At 73.2% G+C, this 18,793-nt stretch carries 15 protein-coding genes; 12 read left to right on the top strand and 3 right to left on the bottom strand.

Going from position 1 to position 18,793, the window contains the following annotated elements; all coding sequences use genetic code 11:
* Nucleotides 1–32: 32 nt before the first annotated feature.
* On the bottom strand, nucleotides 33–548 hold the full coding sequence (locus ACFYXE_RS31960) for a cysteine dioxygenase (RefSeq protein ID WP_389318626.1): 516 nt from the start codon (nucleotides 546–548) through the stop codon (nucleotides 33–35).
* Between the two features lie 690 nt (nucleotides 549–1,238).
* Here ACFYXE_RS31960 and ACFYXE_RS31955 point away from each other — a divergent pair.
* The 3 genes from ACFYXE_RS31955 (at nucleotide 1,239) to ACFYXE_RS31945 (ending at nucleotide 6,956) form a co-directional block, all read left to right on the top strand.
* Nucleotides 1,239–1,502 (top strand): WhiB family transcriptional regulator, encoded by a 264-nt coding sequence (locus ACFYXE_RS31955; RefSeq protein ID WP_016642094.1) that lies wholly within the window; start codon nucleotides 1,239–1,241, stop codon nucleotides 1,500–1,502.
* Between the two features lie 286 nt (nucleotides 1,503–1,788).
* Nucleotides 1,789–5,472 carry a glycosyltransferase gene (locus ACFYXE_RS31950; protein ID WP_389318624.1) on the top strand — a complete coding sequence of 1,228 codons (3,684 nt, stop codon included), beginning with the start codon at nucleotides 1,789–1,791 and terminating at the stop codon, nucleotides 5,470–5,472.
* Nucleotides 5,469–6,956 carry a DUF5719 family protein gene (locus ACFYXE_RS31945; protein WP_389318622.1) on the top strand — a complete coding sequence of 496 codons (1,488 nt, stop codon included), beginning with the start codon at nucleotides 5,469–5,471 and terminating at the stop codon, nucleotides 6,954–6,956. The genes ACFYXE_RS31950 and ACFYXE_RS31945 overlap by 4 nt, the downstream gene beginning before the upstream one ends.
* Before the next feature lie 60 nt (nucleotides 6,957–7,016).
* Here ACFYXE_RS31945 and ACFYXE_RS31940 read toward each other — a convergent pair whose 3' ends face one another.
* On the bottom strand, nucleotides 7,017–7,469 hold the full coding sequence (locus ACFYXE_RS31940) for a metallopeptidase family protein (protein WP_389318620.1): 453 nt from the start codon (nucleotides 7,467–7,469) through the stop codon (nucleotides 7,017–7,019).
* 262 nt (nucleotides 7,470–7,731) lie between these two features.
* On the opposite strand from ACFYXE_RS31940, the gene ACFYXE_RS31935 reads away from it, so the two are divergent.
* From ACFYXE_RS31935 to ACFYXE_RS31900, 8 genes are all read left to right on the top strand, one after another.
* Entirely contained in the window at nucleotides 7,732–8,154 is a 423-nt protein-coding gene (locus ACFYXE_RS31935; protein WP_389318618.1) for a DUF3499 domain-containing protein, read from the top strand.
* A 150-nt stretch (nucleotides 8,155–8,304) separates the two neighbouring features.
* Nucleotides 8,305–9,921, top strand: a complete 1,617-nt coding sequence (locus ACFYXE_RS31930) for an L-lactate permease (RefSeq protein ID WP_389318616.1) — start codon at nucleotides 8,305–8,307, stop codon at nucleotides 9,919–9,921.
* 113 nt (nucleotides 9,922–10,034) lie between these two features.
* Nucleotides 10,035–11,399, top strand: coding sequence for a phosphomannomutase/phosphoglucomutase (locus ACFYXE_RS31925; protein ID WP_389318614.1), 1,365 nt, complete (start codon nucleotides 10,035–10,037; stop codon nucleotides 11,397–11,399).
* A gap of 249 nt (nucleotides 11,400–11,648) precedes the next feature.
* Nucleotides 11,649–11,825, top strand: a complete 177-nt coding sequence (locus tag ACFYXE_RS31920) for a Trm112 family protein (protein ID WP_361175563.1) — start codon at nucleotides 11,649–11,651, stop codon at nucleotides 11,823–11,825.
* 172 nt (nucleotides 11,826–11,997) lie between these two features.
* Nucleotides 11,998–13,197, top strand: a complete 1,200-nt coding sequence (locus ACFYXE_RS31915) for an SIS domain-containing protein (protein ID WP_389318611.1) — start codon at nucleotides 11,998–12,000, stop codon at nucleotides 13,195–13,197.
* A complete protein-coding gene (locus tag ACFYXE_RS31910; protein WP_361175557.1) occupies nucleotides 13,194–13,331 on the top strand; it encodes a hypothetical protein in 138 nt (45 codons plus the stop codon). The genes ACFYXE_RS31915 and ACFYXE_RS31910 overlap by 4 nt, the downstream gene beginning before the upstream one ends.
* Before the next feature lie 17 nt (nucleotides 13,332–13,348).
* A complete protein-coding gene (manA, locus tag ACFYXE_RS31905) occupies nucleotides 13,349–14,500 on the top strand; it encodes a mannose-6-phosphate isomerase, class I (RefSeq protein WP_389318608.1) in 1,152 nt (383 codons plus the stop codon).
* A 111-nt stretch (nucleotides 14,501–14,611) separates the two neighbouring features.
* On the top strand, nucleotides 14,612–15,571 hold the full coding sequence (locus ACFYXE_RS31900; protein WP_389318606.1) for a cation diffusion facilitator family transporter: 960 nt from the start codon (nucleotides 14,612–14,614) through the stop codon (nucleotides 15,569–15,571).
* Between the two features lie 116 nt (nucleotides 15,572–15,687).
* Here the strand turns inward: ACFYXE_RS31900 and ACFYXE_RS31895 are convergent, their stop codons facing one another.
* Entirely contained in the window at nucleotides 15,688–17,796 is a 2,109-nt protein-coding gene (locus tag ACFYXE_RS31895) for a fructose-specific PTS transporter subunit EIIC (protein WP_389318604.1), read from the bottom strand.
* A gap of 358 nt (nucleotides 17,797–18,154) precedes the next feature.
* Between ACFYXE_RS31895 and ACFYXE_RS31890 the strand changes: the two genes are divergently transcribed.
* Nucleotides 18,155–18,793: adenosylhomocysteinase (locus ACFYXE_RS31890; RefSeq protein ID WP_389318602.1), on the top strand; the 639-nt coding region annotated here is incomplete at its 3' end.

The following is an 18,793-nucleotide window of genomic DNA, read 5'->3' as shown; positions in this document are numbered from 1 at the left end:
GACCCAGCATGTCAGGCGGGTACGACAGTGCGTCAGGCGGTTACGACATCCTCGGTGGTGTCCGGCGCGACGGCGGCGGCGCACCGGGCCGCGTGCATCGGCATCTCGGTCAGGCCCGGGTAGTAGATGTGCAGGCTGACGGCCGGCTCCAGGGAGTCGTTGACGACCTCGTGGGCGTACCCCGGCGCGAAGACGCGCTGCGCGCCCGCGGCGAGCGCCCGGGTGCCCCGCTCGGTGCGTTCGGTCAACTCGCCCTCCAGGAGGGTGAGCACGCCCGACGAGGGCCCGTGGTCGTGCAGTCCGCTGCCCTGTCCCGGCACCCAGGAGAGCAGCCACACCTCGTAGCCGGGACCGGTGGTCAGGCGGTGGTACCAGCGGCTGGCCGCGTCGTAGCGCACCAGGTGCGCCCAGCGGGAGCGGTCGGCGGCGATGGCGCGGGCGAGGCCGACGAACTCGGCCACGGTGGCGGGGTGCTCGCGGGCGGGCTGCAGGAGGTGCGGGACTTCGAGGATGTCGCCGGCGATCTGGAGGTCACTGTCGCTGTTCATCGTGCGGTGGTTCCTCAACGTAAGAAGGCTGGGGTGTCGCGGGGGAGGTGGGGCGCGGCGCGGGAACGCGGGGGGCTTCCCGCGCCGGGAGAAACGCGGAGAGGTGCAGAGAGGTGCGGGGAGGTGCGGGGAGGTGCGGGAGATGCGCGGTGGTGCGGGAGAAGCGGCTCGACAGCTGGAGAAACTCAACAGCTGGAGCAGGAACAGCAACAGCGCGCGTGGGCAGCACCGATGGACCCGCTGGTGCGGGTCATCGAAAGAGCCATGTTCGCGAGCATGCCCACCAGAACACCGGGTCACACCTTCGGTGTCAACTCGGTGTCCGGTATGTGGGATATGTTTCACCTCATCCGGTTGTTCTGGCAGGCGAAAGGTTTGTGCAGTCGAACCAGGGGACACATGGCGCAGCAACCGGCACTCAAACATCGACGTCCTTCCTAGTGAGGCCCCTCGGGGTCCGGCGGAAGGGAACGTATGACGCAGTGTCGGACGGGTCGCCGAAGCTGTCCGGGTTTATGCCGATTTGAACACTTACCGCATAGCCTTGGTTCCGCAGAGTGAATAAGGGGCCCAATAGCAGATCTCGGCTTGACTGGCCCGGATCGGCACACTTGTAATTTCACTCGTGTCGTTCAGCCGAAATCGGTAACGGCAGCACCACGGGGACGCACAGACAGACGAGGGGCGCACATGACCGAGCTGGTTCAGGAACTGCTGGTCGAGGACGCGGACGAGGAACTCGGCTGGCAGGAGCGCGCGCTGTGCGCCCAGACCGACCCCGAGTCCTTCTTCCCCGAGAAGGGCGGCTCCACGCGCGAGGCCAAGAAGGTCTGCCTCGCCTGCGAAGTCCGTTCGGAATGCCTCGAATACGCACTCGCCAACGACGAACGCTTCGGAATCTGGGGCGGCCTGTCGGAGCGCGAACGCCGCCGCCTCAAGAAGGCCGCGGTCTGAGCCCACGCGCTCACCCCCGCGTACGGGAACAGGCGTACGCGACGGCAGTACGAAGGAATCACGTGCAGGAACCGGACCCTGACCCCGTCCATGGGTGCCGCCCGACCAATTCGGCACACACCTCCCTCAACCAATGCGCATCGAACGGCCCGTCACCCGTGGGTTATCCACAGGCGGCGGGCCGTCCTCATGCCAGCCGTTAGTGTGGGGCCCCGTCCGAGACGCCCCGGCGCCCCCGCAGGCGCAGGCGTCCACCGCAGTCCATCGAACCGGGGCCCGTACCTCGATGTCCGTGCACAGCCATTCGGCAGCCGCTCACCACGACGCTGCCGCTCCCGAGTTCCCGCGGCACGTCGTGACCGCCGTGCTCGTCTCCCACGACGGCGCCCGCTGGCTGCCCGACGCCCTGGCCGGGCTCCTCGGCCAGGAGCGCCCCGTGCAGAACGCGGTGGCGGCGGACACCGGCAGCGCGGACGACTCCGCCCGCCTGGTCACCGAGGCCATCGGCGCCGACCGTGTGCTCCACCTGGCCCGCCGCTCCGGCTTCGGCACCGCCGTCGACGAGGCCGTCCGCACCGCCGCCGTGCTCACCCCCGAAGAGCTGCCGTACCTGAAGCGCCCCAGCGGCTGGGACCCGGTCAGCCGCACCTGGCGCGACGACGCCTACGACCTCCCCGACCTGCCGCACGGCGAGCCCGTGCAGTGGCTCTGGCTGCTGCACGACGACTGCGCGCCCGACCCCGACGCCCTGACCGAACTGCTCCGCGTCGTGGAGAACGAACACGAGCTCGGCAAGGACGTCGCCGTCGTCGGCCCCAAGCTCCGCGGCTGGTACGACCGCAGGCAGCTCCTGGAGGTCGGCGTCTCCATCGCCAACAGCGGCCGCCGCTGGACCGGCCTGGACCGCCGCGAGCAGGACCAGGGCCAGCACGACCACGTACGGCCGGTGCTCTCCGTGTCCACCGCGGGCATGCTCATCCGGCGCGACGTCTACGAACAGCTCGGCGGCTTCGACCGCCGTCTGCCGCTCATGCGCGACGACGTCGACCTGTGCTGGCGCGCGCACGCCGCGGGCCACCGCGTCCTGGTCGCCCCCGACGCCGTCGTGCGGCACGCCGAGGCCTCCTCGCGCGAGCGCCGCACCGTCGACTGCGTCGGCCGCACCGCCACCTCCCCGCACCGCGTCGACAAGGCGGGCGCCACCTACGCCCTCCTGGTCAACGCCCGCGCGGCCGTGCTGCCCTGGGTCCTCTTCCGGATCGTCGTCGGCACGCTCCTGCGCACCGTCGCCTACCTCGTCGGCAAGGCCCCCGGACAGGCCCTCGACGAGATCGCCGGCCTGCTCGCCACCCTGCTCCGCCCCGGCCGCGTCCTCGCCGCCCGCAAACGGCGCGGCACCCCGCTGCCCGACGCGGGCGAGATGCGGGCGCTCTTCCCGCCGCCCGGCGCCACCGTGCGGGCCACCGTCGAACAGGCGGCGGGCAGCCTGGTGGGCCGCGCCGACGCCGAGGCCCCCGCGGGCGCCGGACGGCACGGCGCCGTCGAGTCGGGACCCGGCGGCGACGACGCCGACTTCCTGGAGATCGAGCAGTTCGCCCGCCTCAAGCGCATCGCCCGCAAGCCGGGCCCCGTGCTCTTCGTCGTGCTCCTGTTCGCCGCGCTCATCGCCTGCCGCGCCCTGCTCGGCACCGGCGCGCTCGCGGGCGGCGCCCTGCTGCCCGCGCCCGCCGACTCCGCCGACTTGTGGGCGCGCTACCTGGACGGCTGGCACCCCGTCGGCACCGGCGGCACCCAGGGCGCCCCGCCCTACCTCGCCCTCGTCGCCGGCCTGTCCTCGCTGCTCCTCGGCTCCACCGGGCTCGCGGTCACCGTGCTGCTCGTCGGCTCCGTCCCGCTGGCCGGCTTCGCCGCGTACTTCGCCTCCCGCCCGCTGGTCACCTCGCGCCTGCTGCGCGCCTGGGCCTCCGTCGCGTACGCCTTCCTGCCCGCCGCCACCGGCGCGCTCGCGGGCGGCCGCATCGGCACCGCGGTCCTCGCCGTCCTGCTGCCGCTCATCGCGCGCGCGGGCATCGCGGCGAGCGGCCTCGCCGCCCCCGGAGGCACCCGCGGCACCTGGCGCGCCACCTGGGCGTACGCCCTGCTGCTGACCCTCGCCACCGCCTTCACGCCGATCATCTGGCAGATCGCCCTGGTGCTCGGCCTCGCCCTGCTCGTGGTGCGCCGCGCCGACCTCACCGGGTACGGCCCGCGCGTGCTCGCCGCGCTCGGCACCCCGCTGCTCGTCCTCGCCCCGTGGTCGCTGACGCTGCTGCCCTTCGGCTTCTTCGAGGAGGCGGGCCTGGAGTTCGGCTCCGGCTCGGCCGGCGCCCTCGACCTGCTCGGCGCGAGCCCCGGCGGACCCGGCACGGTGCACGGACTGCTGCTCATCGGCATCGTCCTCGCCGCGCTCGGCGCCCTGCTGCGCGGCGAGCGGCAGCGCGCCGTCCGTACCGCCTGGGCCGTCGCCCTGGTCGCCCTGGTCTTCGCCGTCCTGTCGAACGGCTCGGCGTGGGCCGGACCGGCCACCCTGGCCTACGGCATCGCGCTCCTCGCCGCCGCCGCGCTCGGCGCCGACGGCGCCCGCTCCCGGGTCGCCGAGCAGAGCTTCGGCTGGCGCCAGCCGGTCGCCGCGCTCATCGCGTTCGCCGCCGCCGCCGGGCCGCTGCTCGTGGCCGCCGGATGGATGATCGGCGGCGCCGACGGCCCGCTGGAGCGACGCGACCCGGTGCAGGTGCCCGCGTTCGTCGCCGAGGAGAGCGGCACCGAGGACCAGGCCCGCACCCTCGTCCTCGACAGCGACTCCGCCGCCGAGGTCGCCTACACCCTGGTGCGCGGCTCCGGCGGCCGCCTCGGCGACGCGGAACTGACCGCGGCCGCCGCCGACGACGAGCAGCTCGACACGATCGTCGCCCGCCTGGTCGCGGGCTCCGGCGCCGACCAGGCCGACCAGCTCGGCGGCTACGCCGTGCGCTACGTCCTGGTCCGCGACGGCGCGCCCCGCCAGATGAGCCGCACCCTGGACGCGACGCCGGGCCTGTCCCGGCTCAGCCAGGAGGACGGCAGCGCCCTGTGGCGGGTCGACCGGCAGGTCGCACGCGCCACCGTCGTCCCGAAGACCGGCGACCCGGAGCCCGTCGCCGCGGGCCCCGTCGAGCTGCACACCACGCTCAAGCCCGGTGCCGCGGGCCGCGTGCTGCGCCTGGCCGACTCGGCCGACCCGGGCTGGACGGCGACCCTGGACGGCCGCCCGCTGACCCGCACCACCGTGGACGGCTGGGCACAGGGCTTCGAACTGCCCGCGACCGGCGGCCGCCTGGACGTCACCTTCGACGCCCCGCTGGGCCACACCGCCTGGCTGTGGGCGCAGGGCGCACTCGCCGTCGTCCTGGTGGTGCTCGCCCTGCCGGGCCGCCGCCGCCACGTCGACGACGACCTGCCCGACGAGCCCGTCATCCCCGCCCCGGCGGTCGAGGGCGAGGGCCGCAGGGCCCGCAGGCTGCGCGCCCAGAACGAACAGGCCGCCCAGGACGCACCCCCGCAGCCTCCCTCGGAGGAGGCCCCCGAGGCCCCCGCCCCGGTGCCGCAGCAGGCGCAGGGCTACGAGGAGTGGGACGCCCCCGCGCACGCGGGCGCCGAACAGGGGGCGTACGGCGGACAGCAGTACCAGGCCGGGCCGTACCAGGGCGGGTCCTACGACCGGTCCGCGTACCAGCAGGACGCCTACCAGGGCGGCCAGTACGACCCCTACGCCTCCTACGGCGGGGCGGGCGGTGGCTACGGGGGCGAGCAGCAGTACGGGCAGCCCGGCGACCAGCCGTACGGCCGGGCCTACGACGCCGCGTACGACCAGCAGCAGCCCCCGGTGCCGCCGCAGCCCCCGCGGCCGCCGCACGGCACCGACAGTGAGCGCCCCGACGGGAGCCAGCAGTGAACCGCACCACCCAGTCCCTGATCGCCGTCGTCGTCGCGCTCGGCGCCGTCACCGGGTTCGCCGCGTTCGGCGGCACGGACACCGCCGACGACGGGGCGAAGGCCGCGGCGCACCAGCCCGTCGAGCGCACCAGCCTGCTCTGCCCGGTGCCCAGCGGCTCCGACCTCGCCGAGACCTCGTACACCGCCTACACGCCCGGCGGCAGCGGCGGTGACGCGGGCGGCTCGGCGCGACTGCTGCCGGTGAGCAAGGCGTTGACCGACGCGGCCAGGGAGAAGGACAAGAAGGCCAAGCCCTTCCTGACCCAGAAGGCCCCGGGCAAGCCGGTCGCGGGCGAGGCGTCGGGCGCCGAGTCGCCCGCGCTCATCGGCACGGCCGACGGCGGTCTCGCCCCCGGCTGGACCGTGCAGCAGACCACGACGTACGCGGCGGGCAGCGGCCGCGGCATGCACGGCACCAACTGCACCGCCCCCGACACGGACTTCTGGTTCCCCGGCGCGAGCACCGCCAAGGACCGCAGCGACTACATCCACCTGACGAACCCGGACGACTCCGCCGCCGTCGTCGACGTCGAGCTCTTCGGCCCGACCGGCGAGGTCACCTCCCCGGTCGGCGACTCGATCCAGGTCCAGCCGCACTCCAGCGTCCCGGTGCTGCTGTCCACGCTCGCCGACAAGGCGTACCCGAACCTGACGATGCACGTCATCGCGCGCAGCGGCCGGGTCTCGGCCGCCGTGCAGTCCTCCGACGAGAAGCTGGGCGGCGACTGGCTGCCGGCCGCCGCCGACCCGGCGGGCAGCCTCGTCCTGCCGGGCATCCCCAAGGACGCCACCTCGGCCCGCCTGGTGGCCTACGCGCCGGGTGCCGACGACGCGGACCTCAAGCTCCAGCTGGCCTCGCCGACCGGCACGATCACCCCCGCCGGGCACGAGAGCCTGCACGTGAAGTCCGGCATGACGGCCGCCGTCGACCTCGGCGACGTCACCAAGGGCGAGGCGGGCTCGCTGCTCCTGACGCCGACCGACGACGCGGTGCCCGTCGTGGCGGCGCTGCGCGTCACCCGCGGCAAGGGCGCCCGGCAGGAGACGGCGTTCATCCCGGCGACCGGCGAGGTGGGCGCGCGGGCGACCGTCGCCGACAACCGCGCCAAGGGCTCCACGCTCTCCCTGGTGGCCCCGGACAAGTCGGCGCGGGTGAAGGTCACGGCGTCGGCCGGCACCGAGGGCGGCTCCCCGGCCACGAAGACGTACACGGTCAAGGCCGGCACCACCCTGGCCCTCACCGACCCGCCGGTGCCCGCCGGGCTCAAGGGGTCCTACGCGCTGACGGTGGAGCCGGTCTCGGGCGGCCCGGTGTACGCGTCACGGATGCTCGCGGTCCCCGAGGAAGGCATCCCGATGTTCACCGTCCAGACGCTCCCGGACGACCGGGGGACGGTCGAGGTGCCGCATGCGGAACGGGACCTGGCGGTGCTGCAGAAGTGAGCGGTGCCGCGGAGGTCCGGAGCGGTCAGGCGGACACGAGGTGACGTCGGCGGGGCGGGGTCACTCCTCGTCCCCGTAGCGCGGGTCCACCGACTCGGGGGACAGGCCGAGCAGTTCGGCGACCTGCTCGACGACCACCTCGTGCACCAGGTGCGCGCGCTCGTCGCGGCCCTTGGTGCGGATCTCCACCGGGCGCCGGTAGATGACGACGCGGGCGGGCCGCCCCTCGGACGCGGTGATCGTCCCGCCGAGCGGCACCACCTCGTCCTGCCAGTCCCCGTCGGCCCGGCCCAGGGGCGGCACCTCGAGGACCATGAACTCGATCTCCGTCAGCTGCGGCCAGCGCCGCTCCAGGCGCTCCACGGAGTCCTGCACGAGGTCGGTGAAGGCCTCGCCGCGGCTCGCGGAGAGCGGCACCTGCGGCGGCGCGACAGGGCCGCGCATGCCCCGGCCGTGGCGGTCGCGACGGCGGGGCCTCGGGTCTGCTGAGCGGGGCTGTACGGGGTCGTCCATCACTGACGAAGAGTAGTCCCCGAGATCGACCTTTCCGCGATGTGCGCGACATGTCGCTTCCTGACCGTTCCGGCCGGGCTTGGACTCGATTCCATATCTCTCCGGGACCGCCGGGCTCGCGCCAAATGACGTGATCCACACCATGTGGTGACCGGATTCAATACGGTCCGCCCGTGCGGTACCCGGTGTCCGTGCAGGTCAGCGCGTTCCCGGCGGGGGGTGTCCGGGGGCGGGCCGCGGCACGACACGGTGGGGTGACCTCGTGGAGAGTCGTCGCGGCCCGCTCAAGAGTGCGGTACCGTCCAACGTCGTGAGCCCTGTACGTCGCTGTTCGCGCACCGCTTGCGGCCGTCCCGCCGTCGCGACGCTGACGTACGTCTACGCCGACTCGACCGCGGTCCTCGGCCCCCTCGCCACCTACGCCGAACCCCACTGCTACGACCTGTGCGCCGAGCACTCCGAGCGCCTCACCGCCCCGCGCGGCTGGGACGTCGTCCGGCTCGCCGACGCGTCGGGTCCGGCCCGCCCCTCCGGCGACGACCTCGAAGCGCTGGCCAACGCCGTGCGCGAGGCGGCCCGTCCGCAGGAGCGCGCGGCCGAGGCGGGCGGCGGCCCGCGCGCCGCGGACCCGATGGAGGTCGCGCGCCGCGGCCACCTCCGCGTCCTGCGCTCACCGGATTCCTGAGCCCGCACCCGAGCCCGCTCCCCTCTCCTCCCGAGTCCGTGCCTGCCCCGCGCCCGGCGCGCCCTTCACCGGATCTTCTCCTTCCGCCTCGTTGACGCGCGTTCGCCCAGGCCCTGAGGATTTCGCCACCCCACAGCCGGGAGGCGCCCTGTGTTCGTGCAGCAACTGGAGCCCGTGGCCGACTCGCTCGGCCTGTCCGCACTCGTCGCGACCCTGCCCCTGCTGACCGTCCTCGTCCTGCTCGGCGCCGTCCGCATGAAGGCCCACCGCGCGGGACTCATCGGCCTCGCCGCCGCCGTCCTGGTCGCCTGGCTCGTGTTCGGCATGCCGCTCGGCCAGACCGCGTCCGGCGCCGCGCAGGGCGTCCTCTTCGGGCTCTTCCCCATCCTGTGGATCGTCGTCAACGCCCTGTGGGTGTACCGGATGACGGTCCGCACCCGGCACTTCGACATCCTGCGCCGCTCCTTCGGCCGGCTCTCCGACGACCCCCGCATCCAGGCACTCGTCGTGGCCTTCTGCTTCGGGGCCCTCCTGGAGGCGCTCGCCGGCTTCGGCGCGCCCGTCGCGATCAGCGCCGTCATGCTCGTCGCCCTCGGCTTCGACCCGGTGCGCGCCGCGGTCGTCTCCCTGGTCGCCAACACCGCGCCGGTCGCCTTCGGCGCCATGGGCACCCCCGTGGTGACGCTCGCTCAGGTGACGGGCCTGCCGCTCGACTCCGTGGCCACCGTCGTCGGCCGCCAGACCCCGCTGCTCGCCCTGGTCGTACCGCTGCTCCTGGTGATCCTCGTGGACGGGCGGCGCGGTCTGCGTGAGACCTGGGTGCCCGCGCTGGCCTGCGGATCCGCCTTCGCCGCCGCCCAGTTCGCGGCCTCCAACCACGTCTCGGCCCAACTCGCCGACATCGGCGCCGCCCTGGCCGGGGCGGGCGCGCTGATGGCGGTGCCGCAGGCCCGCAGGCCCGCCGCCGAGCCCGTCCGCGCCGCCGTCCTGACCGGCGCGCGCAGCGACGACCTCGACCACGCCGACCCGCGCCCCCAAGTGCTGCGCGCCTACGCCCCGTACGCCCTGATCGTCGCCGTCTTCTCGATCGCCCAGATCCCCGCCGTCAAGGACCTCCTCGCGCGGGCGACACGCACCGTCGACTGGCCCTTCCTGGACGTCGCCGACCCCTCGGGCAAGCCCGTCGGCGGCAACGTCTTCTCGCTGCCGCTGCTCTCCACGGGCGGCACCCTGGTGCTGCTCGCCGGCATCGGCACCGCCGCCGTCCTCGGGGTGCACGCGCGCGTGGCGGTGCGCGAATGGGCGGCCACCGTCCACGAACTGCGCCACGCCATCCTCACGGTGACGTCCGTGCTGGCGCTCGCGTACGTCATGAACCTCTCCGGGCAGGCCGCCACCATCGGGCACTACGTGGCCGCCGCCGGTGCCGGACTCGCCTTCCTCTCACCCGTCCTCGGCTGGTTCGGCGTCGCCGTCACCGGCTCCGACACCTCGGCCAACGCCCTGTTCGGCGCCCTCCAGGTGACGGCCGCCCGGCAGTCCGGGCTCTCGCCCGAACTCCTCGCCGCCGCCAACAGTTCGGGCGGCGTCCTCGGCAAGATGATCTCCCCGCAGAACCTCACCATCGCCTGCGCCGCCGTCGGACTCGCGGGCAAGGAGGGCGACCTGCTGCGCAAGGTGCTGCCCTGGAGCCTCGGCCTGCTCCTCGTGATGTGCCTGATCGTCGTCGGACAGAGCACGGCGGTGCTCGGCTGGATGCTGCCGTGAGACGCCTGCCGGGGACGCCCGGTCCAGCACCGGTTCCAGCGGGTAGCTTGGTGCTGACCGCGGAGGGCTCTCCGTACCCGCTGAGCTAGCAGAACCTGCAGAGAGGGTTGGCCGTGACTGCTGATCTGTCCCAGATCGTGAAGGCGTACGACGTCCGTGGAGTGGTCCCGGACCAGTGGGACGAGTCACTGGCCGAGCTGTTCGGGGCCGCCTTCGCGCGGGTCACCTCGGCGGACGCGATCGTCGTCGGCCACGACATGCGCCCCTCCTCGCCCGGCCTGTCCCGGGCCTTCGCGCGCGGGGCCGCCGCGCTCGGCGTGGACGTCACCGAGATCGGCCTGTGCTCGACGGACCAGCTGTACTACGCCTCGGGCGCGCTGGACCTGCCCGGCGCGATGTTCACGGCCTCGCACAACCCCGCCCGGTACAACGGCATCAAGATGTGCCGCGCGGGCGCCGCCCCCGTCGGCCAGGACACCGGCCTCGCGGAGATCCGCGCCCTCGTCGAGGGCTGGCTGGAGACCGGCGCCCCGCGGAGCGCCGCCACCCCCGGCACCCTCACCCGGCGCGACACCCTGACCGACTACGCCGCCCACCTGCGCGGCCTGGTCGACCTGACGGCCGTCCGCCCCCTCAAGGTCGTCGTCGACGCGGGCAACGGCATGGGCGGCCACACCGTCCCCACCGTCTTCGACGGGCTGCCCCTCGACGTCGTGCCGATGTACTTCGAGCTGGACGGCACCTTCCCCAACCACGAGGCCAACCCGCTGGACCCGGCCAACATCGTGGACCTCCAGGAGCGGGTGCGCGCGGAGGGCGCCGACCTCGGCATCGCCTTCGACGGCGACGCGGACCGCTGCTTCGTCGTCGACGAGAACGGCGACCCGGTCTCCCCGTCCGCCGTCACCGCCCTGGTCGCCTCCCGCGAGCTCGCCCGCCACGGCGGCAAGGGCACCGTCATCCACAACCTGATCACCTCCTGGTCGGTCCCGGAGGTCGTCAAGGAGAACGGCGGCACGCCCGTGCGCACGCGCGTGGGCCACTCCTTCATCAAGGCGGAGATGGCCACGACCGGCGCGATCTTCGGCGGCGAGCACTCCGCGCACTACTACTTCAAGGACTTCTGGAACGCGGACACCGGCATGCTCGCCGCGCTCCACGTCCTCGCGGCCCTCGGCGGCCAGGACGGCCCGCTCTCCGGCCTCGTCGCCCAGTACGACCGCTACGCCGGATCCGGCGAGATCAACTCCACGGTCGACGACCAGGGCGCCCGCCTCGCCGCGATCAGGACGGCGTACGAGGGCCGCGACGGCATCACCCTCGACGAGCTCGACGGCCTCACGGTGACCGCCGCCGACTGGTGGTTCAACGTCCGCGCGTCGAACACGGAGCCGCTGCTCCGCCTGAACGCGGAGGCCCGCGACGAGGCCACCATGGCCAAGGTGCGGGACGAGGCCCTGGCGATCATCCGCGGCTGACGGCACACCACCGACCACCGCGCGGCCGGGGCGGGGGACCGTGCCCCCGCTCCCGCCCCGCGAAAGCCCGCGCCCCGGCCGCCCGTCCGCACCCCCGCGCCACGCCCCGCACGGAGGTAGGCTGACCAGGCCGCATCCGGTGCGGCGGCGGCGCGGTCCGCGGCGCACGCGGTGTGCGGACAGCTCACCGCGCGGCCCACGGCCCACCCGCTCGTGACCCCACCGCATCCGCTCGAAGGGACCCACCCCATGCCGCTCGAAGCCGGCCTCCTGGAGATCCTCGCCTGCCCGGCCTGCCACGCTCCCCTCAAGGAGTCGGAGACCGAGCTGGTCTGCACGGCGGACGCCAAGGAGTGCGGTCTGGCCTACCCCGTCCGCGACGGCATCCCCGTCCTCCTGGTCGACGAGGCGCGCCGCCCGGCCTAGGGGATGGCCGTGGGGCCCCCGCGGACCCGTGGCGCCCGGCACGGCGCCTCGGGCCGATCCAACGCACGCGGCCCACGCGGCCACCGTCTGGACCGCCCGCGACACCCGCCGGGAGCACTCCCGCCCCGGCACCCCGCAGGAACCCGCGCACGGCGATCGGAGACCTGACCCCATGCTCGACGAGTCGCTGCTCGACGCCCCCGAGGCGCTCGCCCGCGCCGACCGCCGCGGACTGCTGCGCGGCGCGGCGGAGGCCGGCGCCCGCGTCCGCACCGCGATCCGGCACGCCACCGAGGCCGGGCTGACCGAGCTCAAGCCGGACGGACGCCCCCGCGCCGTCCTCGTCGCGGGCCCCGGCACCGCGGCCCTCTGCGTCGCCGACCTGCTGGACGGCCTCGCGGGCACCGGCTGCCCGGTGATCCGCCTGGCCCCCACCGGCGTCGCCCCCGCGGGCGGCGCCCTGCGCTGGGCGCTGCCCGGCTGGGCCGGCCCCGTCGACCTGCTCCTCATCGCCACCCCGGACGGCACCGAACCGGGCCTCTCGCTCCTCGCCGACCAGGCGTACCGCCGCGGCTGCACCGTCGTCGCGGTCGCCCCCGCGCGCACCCCGATCGCCGAGAGCGTGGACGGCAGCCACGGCCTGACCGTCCCCATGGCGACCTCGCCCTACGGCGCGTTCGAAGGCGCGCACGACGACGCCGACCGGGACTCCGCCTCGTACGAGGCCCGCCGCGTCGAGGACGAGGCCGCGCCCGGCGCCCCCGGCACCCTGTGGGCCCTCCTCGTCCCGCTGCTCGTCCTCCTGGACCGCACCGGCCTGCTCGTGGCACCCGTCGACACGCTCCAGAAGGTCGCCGACCGCCTCGACCGCGTCGCGGAGCGCTGCGGCCCGGCCGTCGCGACGTACGGCAACCCCGCCAAGACGCTCGCCGCCGAACTCGCCGACGCGCTCCCGCTGATCTGGACCGAGGGCAGGTCCGCCGCGGCCACCGGGCGCCGCTTCGCGGCCATCCTCGCCGAGCTGTCCGGGCACGCGGCGCTCGCCGCCGAACTGCCCGAGGCGCTGCCCGCGCACGGCGCGCTGCTCGCGGGCAACCCGGCGGGCGGCGACGACACCGACGACTTCTTCCGCGACCGCGTCGACGACCCGGCCGCCCTGCGCGCGCGCGTGGTGCTGCTCCGCGACCGCCCCGCGGACGCCGGCGGCCTCACCGCGGCGCCCGCCGCCCGCGAGCTGGCGCACGGCCACGACATCGCCGTCAGCGAGCTGGAGCCGGAGGACGGCGACGAGCTCGAAGCGCTCGCGGACCTGATCGCCGTCACGGATTTCGCCGCCGTTTACCTGGCGCTCGCCTCGGGGGACGGATCATGACCGCACCGGCCGTGATCCCACCGACCGTGCCCGCGCGGACCGCCCCCGGCGCCGCACCGGCCACCGCCGCCACCGCACCGGCCACCCAGGTGTCCGCACCGGTCGCGGCCGCAGTTCAGCACTCTCGTACGTAGCAAGGGAGACCCCCTCCGTGGACCGCCTCACCAACACCATCCGCCCCTACGCCTGGGGTTCGACCACCGCCATCGCGGAGCTCCTGGGCGTGGCGCCGAGCGGTGAGCCGCAGGCCGAGATGTGGATGGGCGCCCACCCGGGCGCGCCCTCGCGCACCGGGCGCGGCGCGCTGAACGAGGTCATCGCCGCGGACCCGGAGCACGAGCTCGGCACGGCGGCGGTCGCCAAGTTCGGCCCGCGCCTGCCCTTCCTCCTCAAGCTCCTCGCGGCCGGCGCCCCGCTCTCCCTCCAGGTCCACCCCGACCTCGCGCAGGCCAAGCAGGGGTACGCCGACGAGGAGCGCCGGGGCGTCCCGATCGACGCCCCGCACCGCAACTACAAGGACGCCAACCACAAGCCCGAACTGATCTGCGCCCTCACGCCGTTCGACGGCCTCTGCGGCTTCCGCGCCCCCGGCGAGACCGCCGACCTCCTGGAGGCACTCGACGTCGACTCCCTCAAGCCGTACGTCGACCTGCTGCGCGCCCAGCCCGAAGAGGCGGCCCTGCGCGAGGTCCTGACGGCCGTGCTGAGCGCCGACCCCGAGCAGATGGCCGAGACGGTCACCGAGGTCACCGCCGCGGCCCAGCGCCTCGGCGGCGTCCACGAGCCGTACGCGAGCATCGCCCACCACTACCCCGGCGACCCGGGCGTCATCGCCGCGATGCTGCTCAATTACGTCCAACTGCAGCCCGGCGAGGCCCTGTTCCTCGGCGCCGGCGTCCCGCACGCCTACCTGAACGGCCTCGGCGTCGAGATCATGGCCAACTCCGACAACGTCCTGCGCTGCGGCCTGACCCCCAAGCACGTCGACGTCCCCGAACTCCTGCGGATCGTCCGCTTCGAGGCCACCGACCCCGGCGTGCTGCGCCCGGAGGGCTCGTCCACCGGCGAGGAGGTCTACGAGACGCCGATCGACGAGTTCCTCCTCTCCCGCTTCGTGCTGCCCGAGGGCGCGGCCCCGCACGACCTCACCGCCGCCACCCCGCAGATCCTGCTCTGCACGGCGGGCTCGGTCCGCGCGGGCGAACTGACCCTGGAGCCCGGACAGTCCGCCTTCGTCCCCGCGGGCGAAAAGGCCGAAGTGTCCGGTGTGGGCACGCTTTTCCGTGCCACTGTGGTGGCCTGACGCACCAGGGCCCTCCCGTGCTGCAACAATGACCCACCGCAAACGGCGGGCAAAGAGCTGCCCGCCCGCGATGGCAGAGAACGTACGAAGGCGAAGGGACCCGGGGCACTCATGAGCGCGTCAGGCGGAACAAGGGCGATCGTCGCGGCACTCGCCGCGAACCTCGCGATCGCGGTGGCGAAATTCGTCGCGTTCATCTTCAGCGGCTCGTCCTCGATGCTCGCCGAGAGCGTCCACTCGCTCGCCGACTCGGGCAACCAGGGCCTGCTGCTCCTCGGCGGCAAGAAGGCCCAGCGCGAGGCCACCCCGCAGCACCCGTTCGGCTACGGCCGCGAGCGCTACATCTACGCCTTCCTCGTCTCGATCGTCCTCTTCTCGGTCGGCGGCATGTTCGCGATCTACGAGGGCTACGAGAAGATCAAGCACCCGCACGAGCTGGAGCACTGGTACTGGCCCGTCGGGGTCCTGGTGTTCGCGATCATCGCGGAGAGCTTCTCCTTCCGGACCGCCATCAAGGAGTCCAACCCGCTGCGCGGCAACCTCTCCTGGAAGGAGTTCGTCCGCCGCGCCAAGGCGCCCGAGCTCCCCGTCGTCCTCCTGGAGGACTTCGGCGCGCTGGTCGGCCTGATCCTCGCCCTCGGCGGCGTGGGCCTGGCCCTGGCCACCGGGGACGGCGTCTGGGACGGCATCGGCACGCTCTGCATCGGCATCCTGCTCATCGTCATCGCGATCGTCCTCGCCGCGGAGACCAAGTCCCTGCTGCTGGGCGAGGCCGCGGGCGTCGAAGAGGTCGGCAAGATCGAGAAGGCCCTGGTCGACGACGACACGGTCACCAAGGTCATCCACATGCGCACGCTCCACCTCGGCCCCGAGGAGCTGCTCGTCGCCGCCAAGATCGCCGTCCGGCACGACGAGACGGCCGCCGAGGTCGCCGCCGCGATCAACGCCGCCGAGGAGCGCATCCGCGCCGCGGTCCCGATCGCCCGCGTCATCTACCTGGAGCCGGACATCTTCAGCGAGACGGCAGCGGCCCGCGGCACCAACCCGGCGAAGTCGCCCGGCGGCCACTGAGCCTTCGGCGGCACGTCCGCACGGACCGCCGCACGACGACGGGCCCCGCACCGGTTCAGGTGCGGGGCCCGTCGTCGTGGGCGTACCGGTCGTACGCGCCCTGCTCGCCGTGAGAGCTACCGCACCTCACGCAGGACGTCGAGGATCGCGGCGTCGTCCGGTGCCGCCTCCAGCCGCTCCCGGAAGCCGGTGTCCATCAGCTTGCGCGACAGGAGCGCGAGGATCCGCAGGTGCTCGTCGCCCGCGGCGGCCTCCGGCACGGAGATCATGAAGATCAGCTTGGCCTTCGTACCGTCGAGCGCACCCCACTCGATGCCCTCGGGCGACCGCGCGAAGCCCACGAGCGGGGAGTCCACGGCGTCCGTCTTGGCGTGCGGGATGGCGATCTCCTCGCCGAGCCCGGTGGTGCCCTGCGCCTCGCGCCGCAGCGCGGTCTGCACCAGCTCCTCGACGTCGTTGACCTTGCCGGTGGTGGCGAGGAGCCCGGCCATCTCGCGGATGGCGGCCTCCTTGTCGCTGGCGTCCAGGCGGACCTTCACGGTCTGCTCGGTGAGATAGCCGGAGAGGACCTCGTCGGCGGGCTCCGGCTCGGGGGCGGGGGCCGCCGCCGGTACCGGGGACGCCTTCGGCGCCGTGGCCTGCGGGGTCTGCGGGGCCTTCTGGAGGCCGCCTGCCGCGCCGCCCGCGGTCGCGCCGACCCCGGCGAGCACCGGCTCGGGCCCGCCCGGCACGTCGACCAGGGGAGCGCCGCGCCGCTTGCGCTCGCTGAGGTCGACCAGCGTCACGGTGGCGAGCGCGGTGACCACCGAACCGATGGCGATGGCGATGAAGAACATCGGCACGCCGCCGACGGCACCGAGCACCGCCACGATCGGGCCGCCGTGCGGCACCGCGTCCTTCACGCTCGCCATGCCGGCGATGGCACCGGCCACGGCGCCGCCGAGCATGTTGGCGGGGATGACCTGCGCGGGCCGGGCGGCGGCGAACGGAATGGCACCTTCTGAGATGCCGAAGAAGCCCATGAACAACGACGCGAGACCGGTCTCCCGTTCCTGCTCGGTGTAGAGCCGCTTGCGGATCAGCGTGGCCAGGCCCTGCCCGAGCGGCATCACCGGGATCGCCGCGGCACACATGCCCATGACGGTCTGGTTGCCGGTCGCGATGAGCCCGGCGCCGAAGAGGAACGCCGTCTTGTTGACCGGCCCGCCCATGTCGAACGCGATCATCAGTCCGAGGATCGCGCCGAGCAGGATCGCGCTGGTCCCCGTCATGCCGCTGAGCCAGCTCGTCAGGTGCTCGAAGACCCACGAGATCGGCTTGCCGATGACGTAGATGAAGAACAGGCCGAGCGCGGTCGTCGCGATGATGGGGATCACGATGATCGGCATGATCGGCTGGACGAACTTCGGGACCTTGACCTTCTTGATCCACAACACCAGATAACCGGCCAGGAAGCCGGTGACGATCGCCCCGATGAAGCCGGCGCCAGCCTTGGAGTCGTACAGATCACCGGTGTTGGCGATCCAGCCACCGATCATGCCCGGCACCAGCGCGGGCCGGTCGCCGATGGCGTACGCGATGTATCCCGACAGGATCGGCACCATCAGCGTGAAGCCGATCGTGCCGATCTGGTTCACGTGCATCCAGAACGAGCCGTCCGGGATGACGAGCCCGCCCTTGGGGTCGGTGTGCCCGCCGAGCGACAGCGAGATCGCGATCAGCAGACCGCCCACCACCACGAACGGAATCATGTACGAGACGCCGTTCATCAGCGCCTTGTACGCGACGCTCCGCTCCCGGCCGCCGCCGGAACCACCGGCACCGCCCGACGACGCCGCGGCGGCGCCTCCACCGGCACCCCCGCCGTGCACGGGCGCGCTCCGCACCCGCTCGATCAGGCCCTCCGGGTTGCTGATGCCCTCGGACACGCCGACGGACAGGACGCGCTTCCCGGCGAACCGGCTGCGGTCCACGTCCTTGTCGGCTGCGATGATGATGCCGTCGGCTTCCCTGACATCGTTGTCAGTCAAGACGTTCTCGGCCCCGATGGAGCCCTGCGTCTCCACCTTCATGTCGATGCCGAGACCCTCCGCGGCCTGCGAGAGCTTCTCGGCCGCCATGTACGTGTGAGCGATGCCGGTCGGGCAGGCGGTCACCGCGAGCAGTTTCAGCCTCTTCTGCCCACTGGTGTCCCCGCCTATGGGGGGATCGGCCGGACTGGTCACGTGGATCTCCTAACGCCTTTGCCGAACAAGATCGCGCAAATGTTCCCGATCTCAAGGCATCCTGCAACACATAAGCGCAGGATCAAAAGCGCAAAGGTCCCATATCGTCCGGGTCTGACGGCCTATCCGCCAGTGATGGCGTACCTGACGGCGGGCTGGGGCTTGCTGGGCCAATCGGTGTAGCTTGGAGACCGAGCCAGACGTCGCTGCTGATGGCGGTCGGGCGGTCCGCGTGCGGATCGTCCGAGGGAGAGAGGGCCTCCGACGGACTGCGCTGCGCGCGTCGGAGCACCCGTGTGTCCGATGCCGCAGGTCAGCCATGTCCACCCTCGAACCAACCACGAGGAGCAGCTCACACATGACTCTCATCAACGGCAAGGACTTCAAGGTCGCCGATCTCTCCCTGGCCGAGTTCGGTCGTAAGGAGATCACGCTGGCCGAGCATGAGATGCCCGGTCTGATGTCGATCCGTAAGGAGTTCGCGGCGTCGCAGCCGCTGGCGGGGGCCCGGATCATGGGTTCCCTGCATATGACGGTGCAGACGGCGGTGCTCATCGAGACGCTGGTGGCGCTGGGTGCGCAGGTCCGCTGGGTCTCCTGCAACATTTTCTCCACCCAGGACCATGCGGCCGCGGCGATCGCGGTGGGTCCGCAGGGCACGGCGGAGGATCCGCGGGGTATTCCGGTCTTTGCCTGGAAGGGCGAGACGCTGGAGGAGTACTGGTGGTGCACGGAGCAGGCGCTGACCTGGCCGAACACGCCGACCGGTGGTCCGAACATGATTCTGGACGACGGTGGGGATGCCACGCTGCTGGTCCACAAGGGTGTGGAGTATGAGAAGGCCGGTGCGGTTCCCGGGGTGGAGACGGCGGAGAACGATGAGCACCGGGTGATCCTGCAGCTGCTGAACCGCACGATCAGTGAGGGTTCGCAGAAGTGGACGCAGCTGGCCTCGGAGATCCGTGGGGTGACCGAGGAGACGACCACGGGTGTGCAC

This window comes from Streptomyces sp. NPDC002564 (assembly GCF_042889645.1).
GTDB lineage: Bacteria > Actinomycetota > Actinomycetes > Streptomycetales > Streptomycetaceae > Streptomyces.
Note: the sequence above shows the minus strand (reverse complement) of the source record. Positions and strands in the feature narration are given on the sequence as shown.